Origin of the sequence: Aquamicrobium aerolatum DSM 21857, assembly GCF_900113935.1 — a bacterium.
Lineage (GTDB): Bacteria > Pseudomonadota > Alphaproteobacteria > Rhizobiales > Rhizobiaceae > Aerobium > Aerobium aerolatum.
Window position 1 is genome coordinate 324,083 of the sequence record NZ_FORF01000001.1, and the last position, 21,372, is coordinate 345,454.

The window sequence follows — 21,372 nt, forward strand, 5'->3', positions numbered from 1 at the left end:
CGCCTTAATCGATTGTTTTGGTGACGTTGCCCGGTGGCCGCTTGCGTTTGGTCTTTCGTGACCTTATCGATCGCGCCAACCGGGGCCTGAAGGTGCCCCAGGGTTTGGAGCGGAGGTCAGTGATGACAAAGTGGGTCTACAGCTTCGGCGACGGTAGCGCTGAAGGCAGTGCGGCAGACCGTAACCTGCTGGGCGGCAAAGGTGCCAACCTGGCGGAAATGTGCAGCCTCGGGCTGCCGGTGCCCCCAGGCTTTACCATCACGACCGAGTTTTGCACCTGGCACTACGCCAACGGCCGCGCCTATCCGGATGAGCTGAAGCAGCAGGTCACTGCTGCGCTGGTCGGGATCGGCGAAATCACTGGCCGCAGTTTTGGCGACCCTTCCAACCTTTTGCTGGTGTCCGTTCGTTCAGGCGCGCGCGCGTCGATGCCGGGCATGATGGACACGGTGCTGAACCTTGGCCTCAACGACGAAACTGTCGATGCGATGGCACGCGAGTCCGGCGATGCGCGTTTTGCCTATGACAGCTACCGCCGCTTCATCCAGATGTACTCCGACGTGGTGCTGGGTGTCGATCACGGCTATTTCGAAGAGATTCTCGAAGACGAGAAGGCTGGACTGGGGGTCGAACTCGATACGGAAATCACCGCGGATCAGTGGCAGCAGGTCATCCAACTCTACAAGGACAAGGTCGAGGAAGAACTGGGCCAGCCATTCCCGCAGGATCCCAACGAGCAGCTTTGGGGTGCGATCGGTGCGGTGTTCTCCAGCTGGATGAACCACCGCGCGACGACCTATCGTCGTCTTCACGACATCCCCGCCAGCTGGGGCACGGCGGTCAACGTTCAGGCGATGGTGTTCGGCAACATGGGCGACACCTCGGCGACCGGCGTTGCCTTCACGCGCAATCCGTCGACCGGCGAGAAGCAGCTTTACGGTGAGTTCCTTGTCAACGCGCAGGGCGAGGACGTTGTGGCTGGCATCCGCACGCCGCAGAACTTGACGGAAGCCGCGCGCATCGAGGCTGGCTCAGACAAGCCGTCGATGGAGAAGGTGATGCCGGAAGCCTATGCCGCATTCGTGGCTGTGGCAGATCGGCTCGAGCAGCACTACCGCGACATGCAGGATCTCGAATTCACCATCGAGCGCGGCAAGCTATGGATGCTGCAGACGCGATCCGGCAAGCGCACCGCCAAGGCTGCGCTGAAAATCGCGGTCGATATGGCCGCAGAGGGGCTGATTTCCACCGAAGAAGCCGTTTTGCGGATCGATCCGGCGTCGCTCGACCAGCTGTTGCACCCGACCATCGATCCGAAGGCCGAGCGCAACATCATCGGCATGGGGCTGCCGGCCTCTCCGGGTGCGGCAACCGGCGAGATCGTGTTCTCGTCCGACGAGGCCGAGGAAATGCGCGCGCAGAACCGCAAGGCGATCCTTGTGCGCATCGAAACCAGCCCGGAAGACATTCACGGCATGCACGCCGCCGAAGGCATTTTGACCACTCGTGGTGGCATGACCAGTCACGCGGCAGTGGTGGCGCGCGGCATGGGCAAGCCCTGTGTGTCCGGCGCGGGCACGCTTCGCGTCGATTATCGCAATGCCACGCTGACAGCGATGGGGCAGGTGTTCCGCAAGGGCGACATCATCACCATCGACGGAGCTAGCGGTCAGGTGCTCAAGGGCACCGTCCCGATGCTGCAGCCCGAGCTTTCAGGCGATTTCGCTTCGATCATGGAATGGGCAGACGCTGCGCGGCGCATGAAGGTGCGCGCCAATGCGGAAACCCCGGCCGATGCACGGATGGCGCGCTCGTTCGGTGCCGAGGGCATCGGGCTGTGCCGCACGGAGCACATGTTCTTTGATGACGAGCGCATCGTTGCGGTGCGCGAGATGATCCTGTCCGACGCGGAAGCAGACCGGCGGGCGGCACTTGCGAAGCTTCTGCCGATGCAGCGCTCCGACTTTGCCGAGCTGTTCGAGATCATGGCCGGACTGCCGGTGACGATCCGTCTTCTTGATCCACCGCTGCATGAGTTTCTTCCCAAGAGCGACGAAGAAATCGATGAAGTCGCCAGGGGCATGAACATTTCGGCTGACAAGCTGCGTCAGCGTACCGAAGCCCTGCATGAGTTCAACCCGATGCTCGGCCATCGCGGGTGCCGGCTTGCAGTCTCATATCCGGAGATTGCCGAGATGCAGGCGCGCGCAATCTTCGAGGCTGCGATTGATGCCGGGCAGAGCACCGGCAAGCCGATCGTTCCGGAAATCATGGTGCCGCTGGTTGGTCTTCTCAAGGAACTCGACTACGTCAAGGCGCGCATCGACGAGGTCGCGCAGGCGGTGATGGCAGAGCGGGGCGTCCAGCTCGACTATCTGGTTGGCACGATGATCGAGCTGCCACGCGCAGCGATCCGCGCCCATGTCATTGCGGAAGCCGCAGAGTTCTTCTCGTTCGGTACGAACGACCTGACGCAGACGACCTTCGGCATCTCGCGTGACGACGCATCGTCGTTCCTCGAGACCTACCGCCAGAAAGGCATCATCGAAAAAGACCCGTTCATCTCGCTGGACATCGACGGCGTGGGTGAACTCGTCCGCATGGCAGCGGAGAAGGGGCGTACAGCGCGCCCAGACATCAAGCTCGGCATCTGCGGCGAGCATGGCGGTGATCCTTCGTCGATTACCTTCTGCGAAGAAGTTGGCCTTGACTATGTGTCGTGCTCGCCCTTCCGCGTGCCGATCGCAAGATTGGCTGCAGCGCAGGCGGCGATCCGCAAGTAACATGAGAAAAAAGGCCGCTGCACCCGCAGCGGCCTTTTTCAATTGCGTATCGTATCGGAGAGATTTCAGCTGCGCAGGCCTGGTGCTTCCTGGCCGGTGCTTGCGACATATTCCGTGTAGCCGCCACCATAGGTGCGCACGCCATCCGGTGTCAGTTCCAGCACACGGTTTGACAGCGCTGCAAGGAAATGGCGGTCGTGCGAGACGAACAGCATCGAGCCTTCATATTTCGACAGCGCTTCGACCAGCATTTCCTTGGTGGCGATGTCGAGATGGTTGGTCGGCTCGTCCAGCACCAGAAAGTTTGGCGGATCAAACAGCATCATCGCCATCACGAGCCGTGCCTTTTCGCCACCTGACAGCACCCGGCAGCGCTTCTCGATCTCGTCGCCCGAAAATCCGAAACACCCGGCAAGCGCGCGCAACGGAGCCTGACCGGCTTGAGGAAAGCGGCTTTCCAGCATTTGTAAGACGGTCAGTTCGCCTTCGAGCACATCCATCGCGTGCTGGGCGAAATAGCCCATCTTGACGCTCGGCCCGCGCGACACCGTGCCAGTATCCGGCTCGGACGCGCCAGCAATGAGCTTCAGGAGGGTTGATTTGCCCGCACCGTTGACGCCCAGCACACACCAGCGCTCGCGACGACGCACCTGAAAGTCGAGCCCTTCATAGATGGTCTTGCTGCCATAGCTCTTATGGACGCCCTTGAGCGTTGCGACGTCTTCACCCGAGCGCGGGGCAGGCAGAAAATCGAAGCGCACCGTCTGCCGGCGCTTGGGCGGCTCGACCTTCTCGATCTTGTCCAGCTTCTTGACGCGGCTCTGCACCTGCGCTGCGTGCGAGGCGCGCGCCTTGAAACGCTCAATGAACGCGATTTCCTTGGCGAGCATCGCCTGCTGACGCTCGAACTGGGCCTGTTGCTGCTGTTCTGCGAGGGCGCGTTGCTCGACGTAAAAGCCGTAACCACCCGAATAGGTGGTCAGGCCGCCGGCGTCGATCTCGATGATCTTGCCGACGATCCGGTCCATGAACTCGCGGTCGTGCGAAGTCATCAGGATGGTGCCGTCATAGCCCTGCAGGAAAGATTCCAGCCAGATCAGGCTTTCGATGTCGAGATGGTTGCTTGGTTCATCGAGCAGCATTGCGTCAGGGCGCATCAGCAGGATCTTTGCCAGCGCCACGCGCATCTTCCAGCCGCCCGACAACAGGCCGACATCGCCTTCCATCATCTCGAGCGAAAAGCCGAGGCCGCCGAGCACTTCGCGCGCGCGCCCGTCCAGCGAGTAGCCGTCAAGTTCGTCGAACTGGCCTTGCACCTCGCCATACCGGTTGATGATCTCGTCCATGTCGTCGGCGCGATCCGGGTCGCCCATGGCGGCTTCAAGTTCTGCCATCTCTGCCGTCAGCGCGGAAATTGGTCCGACGCCTTCCATGGTTTCAGCGACCACGCTGCGTCCCGCCATCTCGCCGACGTCCTGACTGAAATAGCCGATCCGCACGCCCTTATCGACGGAGACCTGGCCTTCGTCGGGGGCTTCCTGCCCGGTGATCATGCGGAACAAGGTCGTCTTGCCAGCGCCGTTCGGTCCGACGAGGCCGATCTTCTCACCCTTTTGCAGTGCTGCGGAGGCTTCGATGAAGACGATCTGCTGACCGTTCTGCTTGCTGATATTTTCGAGGCGAATCATGAAAAAAGGGACCCTGCGTGGCGTTGCAGGGTCCCTTACGGGATGATTCGGTCGTGAGAAAGAGGTTTCAGGCTGCTTGGCGCAGGCCTTCCTTGGAAACCCATGCCTCACAGGCGGCCAGGGCCTTTTCGAACCGGTCGAACAATTCGTTCAGCTGTGCTTCGGTGATGATCATCGGCGGGCAGAATGCGATGCTGTCGACGATCGCGCGCTGGATGAGGCCATTCTCCTCGCAGAACTTTGCGCACTGAGCGCCGACGCCCTTTTTCGGGTCGAAAGACCGCTTTGTGGCCTTGTCTGCAACCAGTTCGACTGCGCCGACTAGACCGCAATGGCGAACCTCACCCACCAGCGGATGGTCGGTCAGCTTCTTCATCCGGGCTTCGAACACCGGCGCGACCGAGCGGACATGTCCGATGATGTCCCGCTTCTGATAAATCTCGATCGCCTTGACACCGAGGGCGCAGCCAAGCGGATGGCCGCCATAGGTGAAGCCATGGCCGAACGTGCCGATCTGCTTCGAGTGGTCGACATAAGCCTGATAGATGTCTTCGGGCACCATCACGGCGCCAAGCGGCGCGTAGGCGGCCGTGAGCTGCTTTGCGGTGGAGATCGTCGTTGGACGCATGTTGACGGTCTGGCTTCCCCACCAGTTTCCGGTCCGGCCAAAGCCCGTGATCACCTCGTCCGAAATGAAGATGATGTCATGCTCGTCCAGCAATGCCTGGATCGCTGGATAGTAGCCAGCGGGCGGGATGATGACGCCGCCTGCGCCCATGATCGGCTCTGCGATCATGGCTGCGATGGTGTCAGGGCCTTCGCGCTCGATAAGGTCGCGCAGGGAGCCGACGATCCGGTTCAGGAACTCCTGCTCGGTTTCGCCGTCCTGTCCGAAGCGATAGTAATGCGGGCAGTCGGTGTGCAGCACGCGGTCGACCGGCAGGTCCCAGCCGATATGGTTGTAGGGCAGGCCGGTCAGTGAGGCCGACATCACGGTGACGCCGTGATAGGCCTTCATCCGCGAGATGATCTTCTTCTTGTTGGGCCGCCCCTTCGCGTTGTTCATGTACCAGGCGAGCTTCACCTGCGTGTCGTTGGCTTCCGAGCCGGACGAGGTGAAGAACACCTTCGACATCGGAACCGGCGCGATTTCCTTGAGCTTTTCGGCCAGCTCGATTGCGGACTCTGTGCCCTTGGCGCCAAACAAATGGTAATAGGGAAGGGTCCGAAGCTGCTCCGTGGCAGCGTCGATCATCTCTTCGTCGCCAAAGCCGAGACCCGCGCACCACAGGCCGGACATTCCCTCGATGTAATCGCGGCCTTGCGTATCATAGACGAACACACCTTCGCCGCGCTCGATGACCAAAGGGCCGATCTCGCCAAGACGGTGGATCGGTGTGTAGGGATGAAGGACCGACGAGATATCGCGGGTTTGCAGGTTGGTGAGCGGGACGGACTGGTTCATGTGGGACTCCAAGCTGATTTGCCGCACTGTAGCCGCGAAAGATGGGGCGAGTAACCCCCGTGGACGCAAGGTCACCGGGTAAACGCTCAACCCGCGCACAAGCTTCCAAAGTACGCTTGTTCGCGAAGTCTATGGACATGCGCAATCCTTCGGAACAATGTTGTGCAACTGCAATGGAGGAATGCAATGCAAGGATTGATGCAGGACTGGCCGCTGCTGTGCCACAAGATTTTGGATCACGCAGCGCAACAGTACCCTGATACGGAAATCGTTTCGCGTTCTATTGAGGGGCCAATCGTGCGCTCGACCTATGCCCGGTCGCGCCAGCGCGCTCTGCAGGCAGCGCAGTTGTTGGCTCGGGAAGGTTTTGGACAAGGAGATCGCATTGCGACGCTCGCCTGGAACACCGGGCGTCATCTTGAGGCCTGGTACGGGATCATGGGGGCGGGCGGCGTCTACCACACGCTCAATCCGCGACTTTTTCCCGAACAACTCGCCTGGATCATGAACCACGCCGAGGACAAGGCGATCTTTGTTGATCTGACCTTCGTGCCGCTGCTTGAAAAGCTCGCACCGATGGTCAAGTCGCTCAGGCGCGTCATTGTCTTCACCGATGCTGCGCACATGCCCGAGACAACGTTGCCGAATGCGATTGCCTATGAGGAATGGCTCGCGCAGGCAGATGGCGACTATCAGTGGGTGAGCCTAGACGAGAACGCTGCCAGTGGCATGTGCTACACGTCCGGCACGACAGGTGACCCCAAGGGTGTCGTCTATTCGCACCGCTCCAACGTCCTGCATGCGATGATCGCGGTTTCGCCTAACGCGATGGGCATTTCCGCCAATGATGTGGTGCTGCCGGTGGTGCCGATGTTCCATGCCAATGCGTGGGGACTCGGCCAGAGCGCACCGATGATCGGCGCAAAGCTCGTGATGCCTGGCGGTCGCATGGATGGGGAATCCATCTACGAACTGCTCGATTCCGAGAAGGTCACGTTCACCGCTGCCGTTCCGACTGTCTGGCTGATGTTGCTCCAATATCTGGAGCAGACCGGCAAGCAGCTGCCGCATCTGAAGCGGGTGGTTATCGGCGGGTCTGCGAGCCCGCGTGCCATGACCCAGAAGTTCCAGGACAATTACGGCGTCGAGGTCATCCATGCCTGGGGCATGACGGAGATGTCGCCACTGGGCAGCTTGTGCACGATGAAGCCGGTTTACAGCGGTCTCGAAGGGGACGCGCGACTGGATATTCAGCAAAAGCAGGGGTCTGCGCCGTTTGGTGTTGAGATGAAGGTCACCGACGACGAGAATGTCGAACTGCCGTGGGATGGCTCCACTTTCGGTCGCCTCAAGGTGCGCGGCCCGGCGGTCGCGCGGGCCTATTACGGCGGCACCGGAGCTGAGCAGTTCGACGAGGAGGGCTGGTTTGATACGGGCGATGTCGCCCATATCGACATTCACGGCTACATGCAGATCACTGACCGTGCCAAGGATGTGATCAAGTCGGGCGGCGAGTGGATTTCGACCATCGAGCTCGAGAACCTTGCGGTGGGACATCCCGATGTTGCCGAAGCCGCCGTCATCGGTGTCGCCCATCCCAAATGGGACGAGCGTCCGCTGCTGGTCATCGTGCGCAAGCCGGGCAAGGAGCCTTCAAAGGAAGAACTGCTTGCCTTCATGGAAGGCAAGATTGCCAAATGGTGGATGCCGGACGACGTTGCCTTCGTGGATGAAATTCCGCATACGGCGACGGGCAAGATCCAGAAGACCACGCTTCGCGATCAGTTCAGGGACTACCAACTGCCAACCGCATGAGTAGCATTTCACTCAATCACGGTCGCCGGGTTTCCCCGGCGGCCCAATGGGCCAGAACGCTGTCCAGCTTTGCGCTGGTTCTGGCGTGTACTGTCGCTGTCGGCCACCGTTATGGCATGGTCGAGACACCGGCATTCTTCTGGGTGCTGGCTCTCGTCGCGGCGATCGCCATTTTGTCGTTGCTGTGCGCCATGGTCGGGTTTCGGCGCTTGTGGACGCATGGCGACAAGGCCGGAAAGGCATCGTTTGCCGCGACTTTGGTCGGCTCTTTCGTGCTCATACCCTTCGTGTTGGCCGGTTATCTGGCTTACACCACTCCGCCGCTCCACGATGTTTCGACCGACCTTGTAGATCCCCCGCCGCTTCGCAGGGCTGCGTTGGAGCGGACAGCCCAGATGAATGCCGTTACACCATACAGCGCCGAGATGGTGGCGGTTCAGCGCGAGGCATATCCCGACGTGACTGGGCGGCGGCTTGACGCGTCGATGGAGCGTGCTGTCGCGGCGGTTCAGGCGGTTGTTGCCTCATATGGCTGGCGCGCGCGCACGCCGTGGCCAACTGAGTTTGAAACCGGCAGCGAGATCATCCTCGAGCTGGAAGCTCCCAGTTATATTCTGGGCCTTCCCGCTGATGCATCACTGCGCCTGACCGACGAGGACGAATCGATATTTGTCGATCTGCGTATGAATTCCCGTTATGGGCGCTATGACCTTGGCGAAAACGCGCGCCGCATCCGCCGCTTCATGAACGACGTCGATGCCGAATTCGCGCGTCAGTCGCTGCTGATCATCGACATTCCAGCGTCAAGCGATGGTGAAGATACCGCCCAGTGAGGCTTCGCCGTCCGTAATCACCAAGCCGCGGTTCACAAGATCTTCCAGATGCGCAAACACCGAAAGGCCTGCTGCGCCATGCAGGCGCGGATCGGTGTCGCGGTAGATTGCGGCGACAATCTCCGCAATGCTCCGGTCGCCCTTGCGCAGCCGCTCGACAATGGCGCGCTCACGCATCTTGCGGTGTGAGCGCAGCCCTCGCATGAACGCGGCTGGCGAGGTGACCGGTCCGCCATGCCCCGGCAGGAACGCCCGGTCGTCGCGTTCCAGCAGCTTCTCGAGCGAAGCCATGAAGTCCGACATCGACCCGTCCGGAGGCGCAACCACCGAAGTCGCCCATGCCATCATGTGGTCGGCGGAAAACAGGATGCCGGTCCCTTCAAGGGCGAACACCAGATGATTGGCCATGTGGCCTGGCGTATGGATCGCGCGCAGCGCCCAGCCGTCGCCTTCCACGATTTCGCCATCCGCCAGCAAGACATCCGGCTGAAAATCGGTGTCGCCGCTGGCGTCAAGCGCGTTGACCTCGCCCAGATGCAGCGGGCGGGCGGAACGGTGCGGCCCTTCGGCAAGGACCGTTGCGCCGGTCGCCTGCTTGAGCCGTGCGGTCAGTGGAGAGTGATCCACATGGGTGTGCGACACGAAGATGTGGCTCACCGGACGCCCGTCGATAGCCCTCAGCAACGCCTGCAGATGCGCTTCGTCCTCCGGGCCCGGATCGATCACGGCCAGCGTATCCTTGCCGACGAGATAGCTGTTGGTGCCGTGAAACGTGAACGCGCTGGGGTTGTTGACCGTGAGACGCACCACATTGTCAGCGACAGGGACCGCATCGCCGTAGGCGGGCTCGAAGTTGGTGTTGAAGTCGAGAGCCATCAGTTTCCTCGGGTGGTTGCGTCTGGTGCAGATTGCAGGTCGGGGCCGCATAGCACGGAACCTGAAGATAGTGAAAATCTGCGCCAATGATTGCCGGGCTATCATTTCATATGGTTGGGAGGGTTGCGCAACCAAGAATTATACAGTTTGCGCTAGCTTGGCAGCCGACTGGCTTGAGTTTCGGGGTGAAGAACCATGGCGGTACTTGTAACGGGCGGAGCAGGCTATATCGGCAGCCACATGGTCTGGGCGCTGCTGGATGCGGGCGAGGACGTGGTCGTGCTGGATCGGCTGTCGACCGGTTTCGCCTGGGCGGTCTCTCCAGATGCAAGGTTGGTGGCGGGAGATATCGCCGATACCGAACTTGTGCGCTCGCTCATCGACAAGCATGAGATCGACGCGATCATACATTTTGCGGGCTCGATCATCGTTCCTGAATCCGTATCCGATCCGCTGGGCTACTATGAGAACAACACCAGCAAGACCCGCACGCTCCTGCAAACCGCGGTCGAAGGCGGGGTGAAGCATTTCATCTTTTCATCAACCGCAGCGGTTTATGGCGCAGCCGGTCTTGAGCCGGTTACCGAAGACACCCCGCTTCTGCCTGAATCGCCGTATGGACGCTCCAAGCTGATGAGTGAGTGGATGCTGCGCGATGCCGCCGCCGCGCATGATCTCACCTACACCGCGTTGCGTTATTTCAACGTGGCTGGTGCCGATCCGAAGGGCCGTATCGGCCAGTCGACCCCCGGCGCAACCCATCTCATCAAGGTCGCCAGCGAAGCCGTGCTTGGCAAACGCGATCATCTGAAAGTCTTTGGCACCGATTACCCGACGCCTGACGGCACCTGCGTGCGCGACTATATCCATGTCTCGGATCTCGCCGACGCCCACCTTCTGGCGCTGCGACGGCTGCGCAGCGGAGGCGGGAATCTGATTGCAAACTGTGGCTACAATCACGGCTATTCGGTGCTGGAAGTCGTGGACGCGGTCAAGCGCGTTTCCGGTGTCGACTTCCCGGTGGAATTCGTCGAGCGCCGCCCCGGCGACCCTGCCGCCATTGTCGCCAATGCAGATCGTGCGCGTGCCGAACTCGGCTGGACGCCCCAACTCGACAACCTCGAAGAGATCGTCACCCACGCGCTCGCATGGGAAGAAGCCCTGACGCGCAAGAACGCTTCAGCCTGAGCAGGTTTCGAGTTTCGTGCTGGTGTTTAAATTCGTGGCTGGGGCGCCTGGATTCGAACCAGGGAATGGCGGTACCAAAAACCGCTGCCTTACCGCTTGGCTACGCCCCAACGTGGAATGCGCCGTTCATTATCGCGTGTGTGCGCCGAGGTAAAGGTCGAACTTCGCTTGTACCCAGACCTTCTTGCGGTTCCTGAGCGGGTTTGAGCCTTTGCTATTGCTGGAACCTCTAGCGCGCGCTATCGCGACACTATGATGAACGATCCTGTCGACCGTGGAATGCTCGATCAGCTTGAAGCCCTCGCATTGTCTGCAGGCAGACGAATCATGGAAATCTGCCGCGAAGGGTTCGAGGCCGATTCGAAAGACGATGATTCGCCGGTAACGCGCGCCGACCGCGAGGCCGAGGTGATTATCCTGACGGGTCTTCGCGAGTGTTTTCCTGAAACTCCTATCGTGGCTGAGGAAGAAATATCCGCAGGGGCGCAGCCGCAGCTCGATGGTGCTGCCTTTTTTCTGGTCGACCCGCTGGACGGAACCCGTGAATTTGTGGCGGGAAAAGATGATTTCACCGTCAATATCGCCTTGATTCGTCAGGGAATGCCGGTTGCAGGCGTTGTTTATGCGCCCGCTCGAAACCTTCTCTATTCGGGCGCTTCGGGCATTGCCGAGCGGGTCACCACGGATCAGGCGCATCAGCCGCTGGCGCGCAGTGTCATTTCTGCGCGGTTGCCGGCCTGCCCATTGCTGATCGTGGCCAGCCGGTCACATCGCACCGCAGAAACTGACCGCTATATCGAACAGCATGAAGCATTCGAATGTGTCAGCGTTGGCTCGTCGCTGAAATTCTGTCTGCTGGCGAGCGGGGAGGCGGATCTTTACCCGCGCATGGGGCGCACCATGCAATGGGATACCGCTGCCGGGGATGCGGTGCTGCGCGCCGCTGGTGGGATGACGACGACGCTCGACGGCAGGCCCTTCATCTATGGCCCCGGCACCGCTCCGGGTGATGACACCTTCGCCAACCCGCATTTCATTGCACGGGGTCTTTGCTCGGAAGCTTAAGACTGCCCAATTCGCTGCGCCATGGTGGATTGGCTCCAGCGCGCGAAACGGTGATTGCCGCGGCCTTGGTCGCAAAATCGAGCGCTGCGCTCAGATCGTTTCGCGATAAGCCTGCAATGTTCTCTTTCGACAGCAGCCCTGTATCGTGAAGCCAGCCGAGAAGGCCGGCGTTGAATGTGTCGCCCGCGCCGACTGTGTCCACGACATCAACTGGTGGTGCGCGCAGCTCCACGCGAGATTGTGTAGTGTAGCCGACCGATCCTTGAGCACCGCGCGTCAGCACGACCATTTTCGGTCCCATCGTCAGCCAGCGCTGCGCAATATCGTTGTGGTTGGCGCCTTCGCCGAACCAGTCCATGTCTTCGTCGGACAGTTTCACGATATCCGACATCGCGATCATGCGGCGCATGCGCTCAAGGTGGCGCGTTCGGTCGGTGATGAAACCGTCACGAATATTTGGGTCCAGCATGATGACGCGCCGCTGATGTTCGCGCTGCATCAGCGTTTCATATTCTGTGCCGCACGGTTCGGCGACGAGGCTGATGCAGGAAAAGTGCAGTGCGGTGACGCTCTCATCTGACAGAGGCAGGTCTGGTTGCGTCACCATCCGCCCAGCTGAATTTTCGTCGTAGAAGCTATAGACCGCATGTCCGTTGCGAAGGTGAGCGAATGCCAGCGTGGTGGGGCGGTCGCTGAAATGTGCGTGACGCAGGTCGACGCCGCTTTCGTTCAATGCGTGGACGAGTGATTGGCCGAACACATCACGCGATAATCCGGAAAAGAGACCGGTGGGTATCCCGAGGCGGCCAAGCGCAATTGCGGTGTTGAATACCGCGCCACCCACATGCGGCACAAACGCCGCTTCGCCGCCATCGGTCTTGCCGGGCAGCATGTCGATCAGCGCCTCGCCGCAGCACAGGATCATGAACTTCCTCGCCATTTCCGGGCAACCGTCATCGCTTCTGCCCGTTTACGCTTACTCAATTCTTTTGAGTAGGCTATGCATGACTTTTCCATAGTGTTGTCGAGCGACAGGCCGCAGGGCAATCTCGCGAAGGATTTTCCGAAATGAACCTCATTGTTGCGACCCAGCCTTATGACGACCAGAAGCCTGGAACGTCGGGTCTTCGCAAGAAGGTGCCCGTGTTCCAGCAGCCGAACTATGTAGAGAATTTCATCCAGTCGATCTTCGATTCCGTTGCAGGCTTTTCCGGCGAGACGCTGGTGATCGGCGGCGATGGGCGCTATTTCAATCGCGAGACGATCCAGATCGCGATCAAGATGGCCGCCGCCAACGGCTTTGGCCGCGTCATCGTCGGGCAGGGCGGCATCCTGTCCACCCCTGCTGCCTCGCACCTCATCCGCAAGAACAAGGCCTTTGGCGGCATCATCCTGTCGGCAAGTCACAATCCGGGTGGCCCCACGGAAGATTTTGGCATCAAGTACAACGTATCCAATGGTGGCCCTGCGCCTGAAAAGGTCACCGACGCGATCTATGCGCGCAGCCTCGAAATCGACCGCTATGCGATCAATGACGGCCCCGATATCGATCTCGACCGGATCAGCGTGCAGCATGTCGATGATCTCGCTGTCGAGGTGATCGATTCCGTTGATGATTATGCCGCGCTGATGGAGACGCTGTTCGACTTCGGCGCGATCCGCCAGATGTTCGCAGACGGTTTTCGCATGTCGTTCGACGCGATGCATGCCGTCACCGGACCTTACGCGCTGGAGATTTTGGAGCGCCGGCTGGGCGCGCAGCCCGGCACGGTGAAAGATGGCATTCCCCTGCCGGACTTTGGCGGGCATCATCCCGACCCGAACCTCGTCCACGCGCATGAACTCTACGAGTTGATGATGTCGGCGGATGCGCCGGACTTTGGCGCCGCCTCGGATGGCGATGGCGACCGCAACCTCATCATCGGCAAAAGAATTTTCGTCACCCCTTCCGATTCGCTGGCGATGCTGGCGGCGAATGCCCACCTTGCTCCGGGCTACAGTGGCGGGCTGAAGGGCATCGCCCGCTCGATGCCGACGAGCGGTGCCGCCGATCGTGTCGCCGAGAAGCTCGACATCGGGATTTATGAGACGCCGACCGGCTGGAAATTCTTCGGCAACCTGCTCGACGCGGGTTTGGTCACCATCTGCGGTGAGGAGAGCGCCGGCACCGGATCGAGCCATGTGCGCGAGAAGGATGGTCTTTGGGCGGTGCTGTTGTGGCTGAATATTCTCGCGGCTCGAAAGCAGAGCGTTCAGGAAATCGCCGCCGATCATTGGGCCACCTATGGGCGAAATTACTATGCGCGCCACGATTATGAAGGGCTCTCGGTGGAAGCCGCGACCGGCCTGATGGACAATCTTCGCGCCCAGTTGCCCACGCTTCCCGGTCGTAAGCTCGGCAGCCTGTCGATCCGAACCGCGGATGACTTTGCCTACACTGATCCTGTCGATGGATCTGTCAGCGAACATCAGGGCATCCGCATCCTTTTCGAAGGGGGCTCGCGGATCGTTTTCCGTCTCTCAGGCACCGGGACGTCCGGCGCGACGCTGCGAGTCTATCTCGAACGCTTCGAGCCGGACACGGCCCATCATGGTATGGAGACACAAATTGCGCTGGCAGGCCTGATCGAGGCTGCCGACGGCATCGCGCAAATCCGCAGTCGGACCGGGCGTGACAAGCCCAGTGTCGTTACCTGAGGCAGGTTCTACTGCACCAACACAGCGCGCCCGCAACTCGCCCGGTAGACGCGTATATCGACCTCGCCGATGGCAATGCCCAGCAGGCCGAGAACTTCGGTCAGCAGCGCGTCGATGCTGCCGGCAGAACGCCCGACAAGGAACGCAACATTGCTCCCGAGATTGAGCCCGACCTGCACTATCCCCAGCGCCGTCACCTTGGGATCAAGGCTCGAAAGCAGGGAATGCGTAAGCGCGCCGGTAAGCTGCGTCGTTGAGACCTTCTTGACCACCTTATTGTCCCGGTCTTGCCGGGTGAAGGTCAAAGGCGTGTAGGCCATGTTGCCGATTTCAGCGTGTGCCTGAGCTGAAACAGTCACGACGACTGGCACGTGCAGGAGGTTGGCGGGGCTGCGCGGTGCCGGGTTTGCAAAGCCGCTGATCTTCGATGGATCGACCTCGGCAAGATAGAGATTTGCCACGCCGGGCCGGGCGTCGATGACGACCCTGGCATTGTCCGGGTTCCCGTCTGGGCATGTCACCTCGCGCAGCTGTGCCTCGCCATAGGCCAGCTCAAGATAAAGCGGGATGCGGATATTGGCGCCCAGCAGACCGCCGATTTCTGCAACGATCGTCAGTCTTGTTTGCGCTGTCCGGACCAGCTGGCCAAGCGTTCCAACCGCGATCCATGAATATTGTGGCGGCTCGCCAACCAGAAGCGTGACACGTGTGGCCAGCAGGCCGGGTACGGTCGCCCCCAGATTGAGCGTGACGTGCTTTCCCTTGCCGGCGACCAAGGCACTGCCTGTCACCAGTTCCATCACATTGAAGTCGAGGCCAAGTTGCTGGACATTGGCTTGCAGAATCTGCCCACCGGTGTCGCCCAGGTTGAGAAAATCGGCCAAACGAATTCGCGGTGCGTTTGAGGCGCTGGTCTTCTGCGCCAAGCGTCCCGCGACCATGCGGGCGTCAGCGGGAAGTCCGCTGCTGTTGGAAAGCGCCCGCGAGATCTGGCCCATTGTCACCTCGGCGTCCAGCACCTGCGTGTAGGAGCCTGCGGTGATGCCTGTTTCGATTGCTAGCGCGTCGAGAAAGCCAAGCAGCGAGATGTTCGCGCCCAGCAGCGCCTTGTAGTCCATCAGCGACAGGTTGATGTTCGAGCCGAGCAATCCGCCGAGCAGTTGGTTGATAAGCCCCTCATTGCGCAGATCCAGCAGTCGCGATCCGATGGAGAACGACGCCCATGACGATGACTCGCCGATAGCCTCGACGATGATCTCCGGTGTTGGGATGATGGAACTTGCGAAATATCGGGTTCCTGTCGTCTTGTAGGTGACCTTGACAGCATTGCGAGGCTCCGCGCCGGCGACGAAGCGCAACTCTGGTGCGATGCCGGGAGCGCCCCGGTAATTGCCGGTTACGGCCACGATCTGGTCGTCTGCAATGCCGCTCGAGAAAACCGGTTTGCCATAGGCGTCGGCCTGCGCGGTGACGATGGATGTCACGCCGTTGTCGCTCATTGTCAGGCGCGCTGCCTCGCTGGCGCGCGAAAGGTTCGCGGCAGCCGTTATCGCGGCCAGATCGACACGTCCCTGTGCCTCGCGTTTCTCGACGTAAAGTGACCCGGCATCCACTGCGAATGCGGCAAGTATGATCGCGACAGGTGTCATGAAGGCGGTGAGCAGCGCAAACTGCCCGCTAGTGTCCCGGCCCAGACGTCGGAAGGCTCGCATGATCCGGTTTTCCATCAGATGCCTCCAATGCGGATCGTGGAGCGCCGCTGGATGATCTGGCTCGGCATGCTCAGTCCACCGAACAGGCCCCAGATCGGTAGCTTGCTCGCGTCATAGCTGATGACAACCTGAAATTGCGTGGCTTCCGGCTGCACATCCAGGGAGACGCTCAGATTGCTGATCTCGATGAATGGATATCCGGCGGCGTGTCGATTGATGAAAGTCGTAGCAAGATCGCGCCGCTCGGCCGGAGACACCCCCGCCACTGCTGCTCGCGCCGCGTCAGCCGAAATTTGTTGCACCGAATGTGCTGCCCCGAAATAGATCCCGTAGGCAGTCATCCCCATCAGAAGCAGCAGATAGAGTGGGGAAAGCAATGCAAACTCAACCGCCGTAGAACCTGATCGTGCGGCGGCGAATTCTCTCAAACTCGATTTGCGATCTTGCGTGCTCATGGCTGCAGACAATCACAGCCATGTATAGTTCATGCGAGTTGCAAATTCGCGCCAAGGTTGAGATCGGTTGTAGTTCTTTTCTGTCGGCAAAAAAGAAGGCGGCCCCGCAGAGCCGCCTTCGATACTGCATCGGTCGCGTGGTTTACACGAGCGTCCCGACGTCGAACGTCACTTCGTTGGAACCAACGAGGTTTACTGTCCCCTTCTCGAAGACTTCAAGCCGAACAGTATAGAGACCAGCGTCGACCGTGGTCGTGCCATCGAAAAGATCACCGGCGCCATTTGGCATATACCATGACAGTGCCTGGATATTCTGGGACACGTTCGCACTGCCCTGATCATCGACCAGCTTATACTGATCGTAGGACTCGAACAGCCAGTCGAGACCGCCTGTGGAGTTGTCTGAGTTGGCGACTGCTTTGAGGGTTATGAAGCTGGTGTCTGCTGTTTTGTCCGTGTCGACCTGCAGCTTGATGTCATACGTGTTGAGCAGCTCAGCCAGAGAGATATCGCCGTTCAGGCTTGCCACTGAAAACTTGAATACTGGCGTGTGTTCTGCAGGAACAGACATCGCGCCGTCTTCGCCCGGCGTATAGGTTGCAGGACCACCGCGCTGCTGGCCACCGAGAGCGATTTCGATGTCGGGGGCACTGTCGCCAAATGCGTCGATCCGCACGACCTGGAAATCATCGCCGCTGTTGCCGGAGCCATTGATCATGGTTCCGTCTCCCTTGAGGGCGATCGTGTCCAGAGATACCACGGCAGCGTCGCTTGACGAGACTGGGGCGATATCCAGCGCGATTTCCTGCGATGCAACAACTTCGCTACCCTTGCGCATTTCGAGCGAGACGGAGTAGTTGCCCGGAAGAAGCGCACCGTTTGAGCCCGGCTGCCCGATAGCTCCGTACCAAAGCGGCGATTGGATATTCTGCGTTGCATAGGCTTCACCGTCGATGAGTTTTCCTTCGTCATCGGTGATTGCCCCGGCGTCGGAACGGACCCACTTGAAGCCGGAATCCTGATCGGTGCCCACTGCATCTTCGGCCTGCAGCGTCAGCAAGATGGAGTTCTCGCCGAAGCCCACGCCGGAGTCGTTGTCGATTTTGAGGTGGAAAGAGTACCCTTCTGCGATAAGGTCGCTGATCGAGCGCTCGCCCAGCGATGCAACTGAGAAGGCAAACCCAGCCTTGTCACCGCGTGCGAAGTTGTAGGTGCCATCTGCACCGCCGCCGGCGACATCGCCGCTGCCGCGGACATAGCCCTTCAGCGCCAGTTCGACCTGCGACAGGCTCGTCCGTGTGATGTTGAAGTTGTCAGCTGGGTTTCCGGAACCAACCCAAAGGTTGTTGTCACCATCCATGGCTACATCCGACACCTTGCCGTAGTCAGTCGTAACAACGTCGCGGAATGCCGGTGGCAATTCTTGACCGTCCGGAACGATCACGCCATCCGGAATAACAAGTGTCTCGCCGTCGACCGGTACGAAGCCCTGCGGGATCGGCTGGTTCGATGGAATTTCATAGCCTGCAGGTGGCGTATAGGCTGGCAGGAAGGGCGCGACTTCAGCCACGCGCGCCATCAGGCCGCTGACATCGCCCGAGGCGATGGCCTCTTGTGAGGCTGGATCTTCAGCGAAGCTTGCCAGCGAGATACCGTTGCCGATATCGCGGCCTTCCTTGAAGCCGAATTCGATGAAGTGATCGTAGGCGGTCGTCTTGCCTGCTTCCACTGCCGCAGCAACGTCTGGATTTGCATCCAGATAAGCCTTCATGTCGAAGTACTGGGAAGTATTTCTGACTTCATTCTGGCCGTGGTTGATGAAATGAAACCAGGCCGATTCCATTTTTCCGTCTTCGACTGCCGCCGCGACGTCTGGGTTTGCTGCCAGATAAACCTCAGCGTTGAAAAACAGCGAAGCTTCGCGACCTTCCTGCTGTCCATGAAGTGCAAAGTGGTCGAAGAGTGAGAGCATCGTGCCGTTCTCGACAGCGGCGGCCACGTCGGGGTTCTCGCGGGCATAAAGCACCGGGTCAAAGAACGGCGAGGGAGCTCTGTTCTCAAACTTTCCGTAGCGGAGATAGTGCTCCTGAGCGGTCATCTGGCCGCGCGCCACAGCTTCGGCCACGTCAGGATTCATTTTCAGGTAGTATTTCGCGTCAAACATCATTTTCCCCCGACCTATGCGAGACGTTAAAACTTGCTCAGTTCCAAGAATTATATCCTAGACTGAATCGGTACAGTGATAGCCATACTTATTGGTTGATGAGAAATTACGCAACAGAGAAAATCTTGGAATTCCACAGTAGCTTTTGCGGATATATTGAATGCGCAAATATCTATCGTATTGATAGTTGAGATTTTCTTTTATATTATTTGCAGAAGCGTATAGATGGATGAGCTTAGGTATATTTTTGGTACTTTCGAGGGTGTATTAGTGTACGGCTGGGTGGGGCGGTGCCGTCAAATCGAGGGGGGCCAGAGAAGCGTGAGCGCTCCTCGCCATGTCGTCATGCCGAGATGTGTGCGGTTTGTATCTTTGAAGTACTGGACATTGGTCGCGCGGCAGCGACGGTCTCAGCGTCGTCTGGATCGCTTGAAAGCTTCGCCGAGATCTCGGTGCGGGCCGGCTAGGCTCACATCTGGTCGTTGTAGGGGCGTTTGGTTTCGCCCACCAATTTCGCCAGATGCGAAAAGCTCCAGGGCGTTTGCGCGCCACTGTTGTTGGCGATTTGCAGAAGACGAATGGGGAAGCAGACGGCGTCGCGGCTTGCCGGAGATAGTTGCTCGACAAAGCGCTCGTCGTTGCTGGCCGCGGTCTCGGCGCGACGAAGCGCCTGGTCGATCTCGTTCTGGCTCAGCAATCCCTTGGCGCTCAGGGCCTGGTTGATGGCGGCGACGGCAAGGCACAAGCCTTCAAGCTGAAGATTGGCGCTGTTCATGTTTGCCTCCTTTGTTCGGAGGAAAACGCAGGACCGTGCGAAACGATCCTGCGTCGGTGCAATCATGAAGGTTGGTCGGGGTCGATGTCCTGCACTTCAGTGGCCGGACGGTCCTGGCCGGATGCCACTTCCTCGTGCCATTTCCCGTCGGGCGTTTCGTACTCGATGTCGAGCGTTTCTCCAGTGATCCGCTGGTGTTGCGCCGCAGCCTCGGCGGCTGCCTTGGCGTCATTATGCGTCTCGAATGTTTCAGAGAAAACATCGCCGACCTTGTACGCCCATCCGCCATCGTGCTCGACGATCTGGTAGACGATTTTCATCAGAACACCGCCAGATAGCGCAGCAGCGACACGACACCGATGATGATCACCACAATCCGGGCGATCTGCTTGGCGCGTCCATCAATCGGAAGCATCCCGATCAGGTAAAGCACCAGAATGACGATAAGAAAGGTGATCAGAATACTGATGAGTACGCTCATGAAAATTCCCCTTGGATGTAATGGGAATATAACTCGCGGCCGCTCGCAAGGTTCCTGCGCAAAGCCGTCTGAAGCAGTGCCCTCGGTCGTGCAGCCGCAACCTTCACTCCCGCAATTGGCCACGCTCTGCCTGTTGCCGAACAGGAGCGAATGCCCATGAGTGCAGCGCCTGATACCCATGATCGTCTCGCAGCCATCGTTGCGATGAAGTAGCGGGCCGCCGAGAGTAACGCTCAAAGCGATGGCATCGGGACGACGTGACACTCGGCATATGGTCAAGAAGATCGCCGGCAAGGTCGGCTTGTCTGCTGTCCTCGAGGTGAAAACCGGCAGTGACCATGGCGGATGGATCGCGCAGCAGGACGAGGCACCTTTGGAGTTTCTTGAGCGGAGGGCGCGCCGGCACAATGCGCGGTTCTCGATCAAGAATAGCGAGCTGATCCTCGTCAGGAAGGGCAGTTGGCAAACGGCCAGTGGTGCGTCTACGGGCAGCGTGTTGTGACGCCGCCGCGCCTTATCCAGGCCTCATGCCGGATCGAGGCGAAAGACCTGAAGCGCCGCAAAAGGTTCGGCGTCCGTTACAATTGTTGGCGACATGAGCGTGATTGCAGCTGCGCCGCTGATGTTTCAACGCGTGCACCCCGGCGTGGATGGCGTGACGTACATCTCGACACGGTGACGCAAGAATATTCAAAAGCAGCGCCAGGCTTTACGACGGCAAGTCTGCAGGCAAAAACAAGGGAAAGCGGGCGGTGGAAGTGAAGGCGGTAGACGGCGATGAAAAGCTGCTGACAGCCCGGCTGGTACGCCTGCCACGCCGAATGAATGGATCGGCAATCGCCGCAATTGGATGATTGATGGATCGTGGGCGCAGCGGAGCTGAAGGCGTGATCCGCCGAAGCAAAACGGGGGACCCGAAGGCCCCCCGTAGATGGTCAATCCGTGGATTGATTAGCCAACAGCATCCAACGCTCCCGACCAATTCTGGAGGCCCACAACATTGACGGCGCTGAGTTCGGCACCGTTCAAGTCGACGAGCAGGTCGCCGGTGCTAGGCTCAGGACCCATTGATTTAGAGGAATGGGTGTGATTCAGACGGGCGTATAGGAGCCTGACTGATGAGCAATTTGTTTTGGCTGACGGACGAGCAAATGGCTCGTCTTCGGCCCTATTTTCCCAAGAGCCATGGTCGCCAGCGCGTTGATGATCGACGCGTTCTGAGCGGCATCATCTTCGTCAACCGCAACGGGCTCAGGTGGTGCGATGCGCCGAAGGAATATGGCCCGGCGAAGACGCTTTATAACCGCTGGAAACGCTGGGGCGACAAAGGCATCTTTATCCAGATGATGGAAGGCCTGGCTGTGCCTGAAGCTGC

Annotated in this window: 18 protein-coding genes and 1 tRNA gene; 8 read left to right on the forward strand and 11 right to left on the reverse strand. The window is 59.7% G+C overall.

The window, feature by feature from the left end; translation table 11 throughout:
- Nucleotides 1–122: 122 nt before the first annotated feature.
- Entirely contained in the window at nucleotides 123–2,783 is a 2,661-nt protein-coding gene (gene ppdK, locus BMZ42_RS01550; protein ID WP_091517753.1) for a pyruvate, phosphate dikinase, read from the forward strand.
- Nucleotides 2,784–2,848: 65 nt separating this feature from the next.
- On the opposite strand, the gene BMZ42_RS01555 is transcribed toward ppdK, so the two are convergent.
- Both BMZ42_RS01555 and BMZ42_RS01560 read right to left on the reverse strand, forming a co-directional pair.
- On the reverse strand, nucleotides 2,849–4,471 hold the full coding sequence (locus BMZ42_RS01555) for an ABC-F family ATP-binding cassette domain-containing protein (protein ID WP_091517755.1): 1,623 nt from the start codon (nucleotides 4,469–4,471) through the stop codon (nucleotides 2,849–2,851).
- 67 nt (nucleotides 4,472–4,538) lie between these two features.
- Nucleotides 4,539–5,936 carry an aminotransferase gene (locus BMZ42_RS01560; RefSeq protein ID WP_091517756.1) on the reverse strand — a complete coding sequence of 466 codons (1,398 nt, stop codon included), beginning with the start codon at nucleotides 5,934–5,936 and terminating at the stop codon, nucleotides 4,539–4,541.
- 186 nt (nucleotides 5,937–6,122) lie between these two features.
- Here BMZ42_RS01560 and BMZ42_RS01565 point away from each other — a divergent pair, with 186 nt between their 5' ends.
- On the forward strand, nucleotides 6,123–7,751 hold the full coding sequence (locus BMZ42_RS01565) for a fatty-acid--CoA ligase (RefSeq protein ID WP_091517758.1): 1,629 nt from the start codon (nucleotides 6,123–6,125) through the stop codon (nucleotides 7,749–7,751).
- The gene (locus BMZ42_RS01570) at nucleotides 7,748–8,584 is read left to right on the forward strand and encodes a DUF1499 domain-containing protein (protein ID WP_091517759.1); all 837 of its coding nucleotides are present in this window, start codon (nucleotides 7,748–7,750) and stop codon (nucleotides 8,582–8,584) included. The genes BMZ42_RS01565 and BMZ42_RS01570 overlap by 4 nt, the downstream gene beginning before the upstream one ends.
- Here BMZ42_RS01570 and BMZ42_RS01575 read toward each other — a convergent pair.
- Nucleotides 8,555–9,460 (reverse strand): MBL fold metallo-hydrolase, encoded by a 906-nt coding sequence (locus tag BMZ42_RS01575; RefSeq protein ID WP_091517761.1) that lies wholly within the window; start codon nucleotides 9,458–9,460, stop codon nucleotides 8,555–8,557. The two genes, BMZ42_RS01570 and BMZ42_RS01575, sit on opposite strands and share 30 nt — an antisense overlap.
- Before the next feature lie 195 nt (nucleotides 9,461–9,655).
- Between BMZ42_RS01575 and galE the strand changes: the two genes are divergently transcribed.
- Complete coding sequence (galE, locus tag BMZ42_RS01580; protein WP_091517763.1) at nucleotides 9,656–10,648, forward strand: UDP-glucose 4-epimerase GalE; 993 nt, start codon at nucleotides 9,656–9,658, stop codon at nucleotides 10,646–10,648.
- 35 nt (nucleotides 10,649–10,683) lie between these two features.
- On the opposite strand, the gene BMZ42_RS01585 is transcribed toward galE, so the two are convergent.
- A tRNA-Gln gene (locus BMZ42_RS01585) sits at nucleotides 10,684–10,758 on the reverse strand.
- Nucleotides 10,759–10,903: 145 nt separating this feature from the next.
- Between BMZ42_RS01585 and cysQ the strand changes: the two genes are divergently transcribed.
- Nucleotides 10,904–11,713, forward strand: coding sequence for a 3'(2'),5'-bisphosphate nucleotidase CysQ (cysQ, locus tag BMZ42_RS01590; RefSeq protein WP_244523111.1), 810 nt, complete (start codon nucleotides 10,904–10,906; stop codon nucleotides 11,711–11,713).
- Here the strand turns inward: cysQ and BMZ42_RS01595 are convergent.
- Nucleotides 11,682–12,638 (reverse strand): carbohydrate kinase family protein, encoded by a 957-nt coding sequence (locus BMZ42_RS01595; RefSeq protein ID WP_091517765.1) that lies wholly within the window; start codon nucleotides 12,636–12,638, stop codon nucleotides 11,682–11,684. The genes cysQ and BMZ42_RS01595 overlap by 32 nt on opposite strands.
- A 143-nt stretch (nucleotides 12,639–12,781) precedes the next feature.
- Here BMZ42_RS01595 and BMZ42_RS01600 point away from each other — a divergent pair, with 143 nt between their 5' ends.
- Nucleotides 12,782–14,410, forward strand: a complete 1,629-nt coding sequence (locus BMZ42_RS01600) for an alpha-D-glucose phosphate-specific phosphoglucomutase (protein WP_091517767.1) — start codon at nucleotides 12,782–12,784, stop codon at nucleotides 14,408–14,410.
- A gap of 8 nt (nucleotides 14,411–14,418) precedes the next feature.
- Here the strand turns inward: BMZ42_RS01600 and BMZ42_RS01605 are convergent, their stop codons facing one another.
- From BMZ42_RS01605 to BMZ42_RS01630, 6 genes are all read right to left on the reverse strand, one after another.
- Complete coding sequence (locus tag BMZ42_RS01605) at nucleotides 14,419–16,137, reverse strand: pilus assembly protein TadG-related protein (protein ID WP_091517769.1); 1,719 nt, start codon at nucleotides 16,135–16,137, stop codon at nucleotides 14,419–14,421.
- Nucleotides 16,137–16,577, reverse strand: coding sequence for a TadE/TadG family type IV pilus assembly protein (locus BMZ42_RS01610; RefSeq protein ID WP_091517770.1), 441 nt, complete (start codon nucleotides 16,575–16,577; stop codon nucleotides 16,137–16,139). Before BMZ42_RS01610 ends, BMZ42_RS01605 begins: the two co-directional genes overlap by 1 nt.
- 142 nt (nucleotides 16,578–16,719) lie before the next feature.
- Nucleotides 16,720–18,741 (reverse strand): hypothetical protein, encoded by a 2,022-nt coding sequence (locus tag BMZ42_RS01615; RefSeq protein ID WP_091517772.1) that lies wholly within the window; start codon nucleotides 18,739–18,741, stop codon nucleotides 16,720–16,722.
- Nucleotides 18,742–19,210: 469 nt separating this feature from the next.
- On the reverse strand, nucleotides 19,211–19,516 hold the full coding sequence (locus tag BMZ42_RS01620; RefSeq protein ID WP_091517835.1) for a hypothetical protein: 306 nt from the start codon (nucleotides 19,514–19,516) through the stop codon (nucleotides 19,211–19,213).
- Between the two features lie 62 nt (nucleotides 19,517–19,578).
- Nucleotides 19,579–19,836: a DUF2188 domain-containing protein gene (locus BMZ42_RS01625; RefSeq protein ID WP_244523113.1), complete on the reverse strand. Its 258-nt coding sequence runs from the start codon at nucleotides 19,834–19,836 to the stop codon at nucleotides 19,579–19,581.
- Entirely contained in the window at nucleotides 19,836–19,997 is a 162-nt protein-coding gene (locus BMZ42_RS01630; protein ID WP_091517776.1) for a Thivi_2564 family membrane protein, read from the reverse strand. The genes BMZ42_RS01625 and BMZ42_RS01630 overlap by 1 nt, the downstream gene beginning before the upstream one ends.
- 271 nt (nucleotides 19,998–20,268) lie before the next feature.
- Here BMZ42_RS01630 and BMZ42_RS01635 point away from each other — a divergent pair, with 271 nt between their 5' ends.
- Nucleotides 20,269–20,499 carry a hypothetical protein gene (locus BMZ42_RS01635; protein ID WP_091517777.1) on the forward strand — a complete coding sequence of 77 codons (231 nt, stop codon included), beginning with the start codon at nucleotides 20,269–20,271 and terminating at the stop codon, nucleotides 20,497–20,499.
- A gap of 616 nt (nucleotides 20,500–21,115) precedes the next feature.
- Nucleotides 21,116–21,372: transposase (locus BMZ42_RS01640; RefSeq protein ID WP_139207820.1), on the forward strand; the 257-nt coding region annotated here is incomplete at its 3' end.

Bases quoted from the DNA above. Each gene is read 5' to 3' on its own strand.
- ppdK (WP_091517753.1), top strand. From the start codon at position 123: ATGACAAAGTGGGTCTACAGCTTCGGCGACGGTAGCGCTGAAGGCAGT.
- BMZ42_RS01555 (WP_091517755.1), bottom strand. From the start codon at position 4,471: ATGATTCGCCTCGAAAATATCAGCAAGCAGAACGGTCAGCAGATCGTC.
- BMZ42_RS01560 (WP_091517756.1), bottom strand. From the start codon at position 5,936: ATGAACCAGTCCGTCCCGCTCACCAACCTGCAAACCCGCGATATCTCG.
- BMZ42_RS01565 (WP_091517758.1), top strand. From the start codon at position 6,123: ATGCAAGGATTGATGCAGGACTGGCCGCTGCTGTGCCACAAGATTTTG.
- BMZ42_RS01570 (WP_091517759.1), top strand. From the start codon at position 7,748: ATGAGTAGCATTTCACTCAATCACGGTCGCCGGGTTTCCCCGGCGGCC.
- BMZ42_RS01575 (WP_091517761.1), bottom strand. From the start codon at position 9,460: ATGGCTCTCGACTTCAACACCAACTTCGAGCCCGCCTACGGCGATGCG.
- galE (WP_091517763.1), top strand. From the start codon at position 9,656: ATGGCGGTACTTGTAACGGGCGGAGCAGGCTATATCGGCAGCCACATG.
- cysQ (WP_244523111.1), top strand. From the start codon at position 10,904: ATGAACGATCCTGTCGACCGTGGAATGCTCGATCAGCTTGAAGCCCTC.
- BMZ42_RS01595 (WP_091517765.1), bottom strand. From the start codon at position 12,638: ATGATCCTGTGCTGCGGCGAGGCGCTGATCGACATGCTGCCCGGCAAG.
- BMZ42_RS01600 (WP_091517767.1), top strand. From the start codon at position 12,782: ATGAACCTCATTGTTGCGACCCAGCCTTATGACGACCAGAAGCCTGGA.
- BMZ42_RS01605 (WP_091517769.1), bottom strand. From the start codon at position 16,137: ATGGAAAACCGGATCATGCGAGCCTTCCGACGTCTGGGCCGGGACACT.
- BMZ42_RS01610 (WP_091517770.1), bottom strand. From the start codon at position 16,577: ATGAGCACGCAAGATCGCAAATCGAGTTTGAGAGAATTCGCCGCCGCA.
- BMZ42_RS01615 (WP_091517772.1), bottom strand. From the start codon at position 18,741: ATGTTTGACGCGAAATACTACCTGAAAATGAATCCTGACGTGGCCGAA.
- BMZ42_RS01620 (WP_091517835.1), bottom strand. From the start codon at position 19,516: ATGAACAGCGCCAATCTTCAGCTTGAAGGCTTGTGCCTTGCCGTCGCC.
- BMZ42_RS01625 (WP_244523113.1), bottom strand. From the start codon at position 19,836: ATGAAAATCGTCTACCAGATCGTCGAGCACGATGGCGGATGGGCGTAC.
- BMZ42_RS01630 (WP_091517776.1), bottom strand. From the start codon at position 19,997: ATGAGCGTACTCATCAGTATTCTGATCACCTTTCTTATCGTCATTCTG.
- BMZ42_RS01635 (WP_091517777.1), top strand. From the start codon at position 20,269: ATGGTCAAGAAGATCGCCGGCAAGGTCGGCTTGTCTGCTGTCCTCGAG.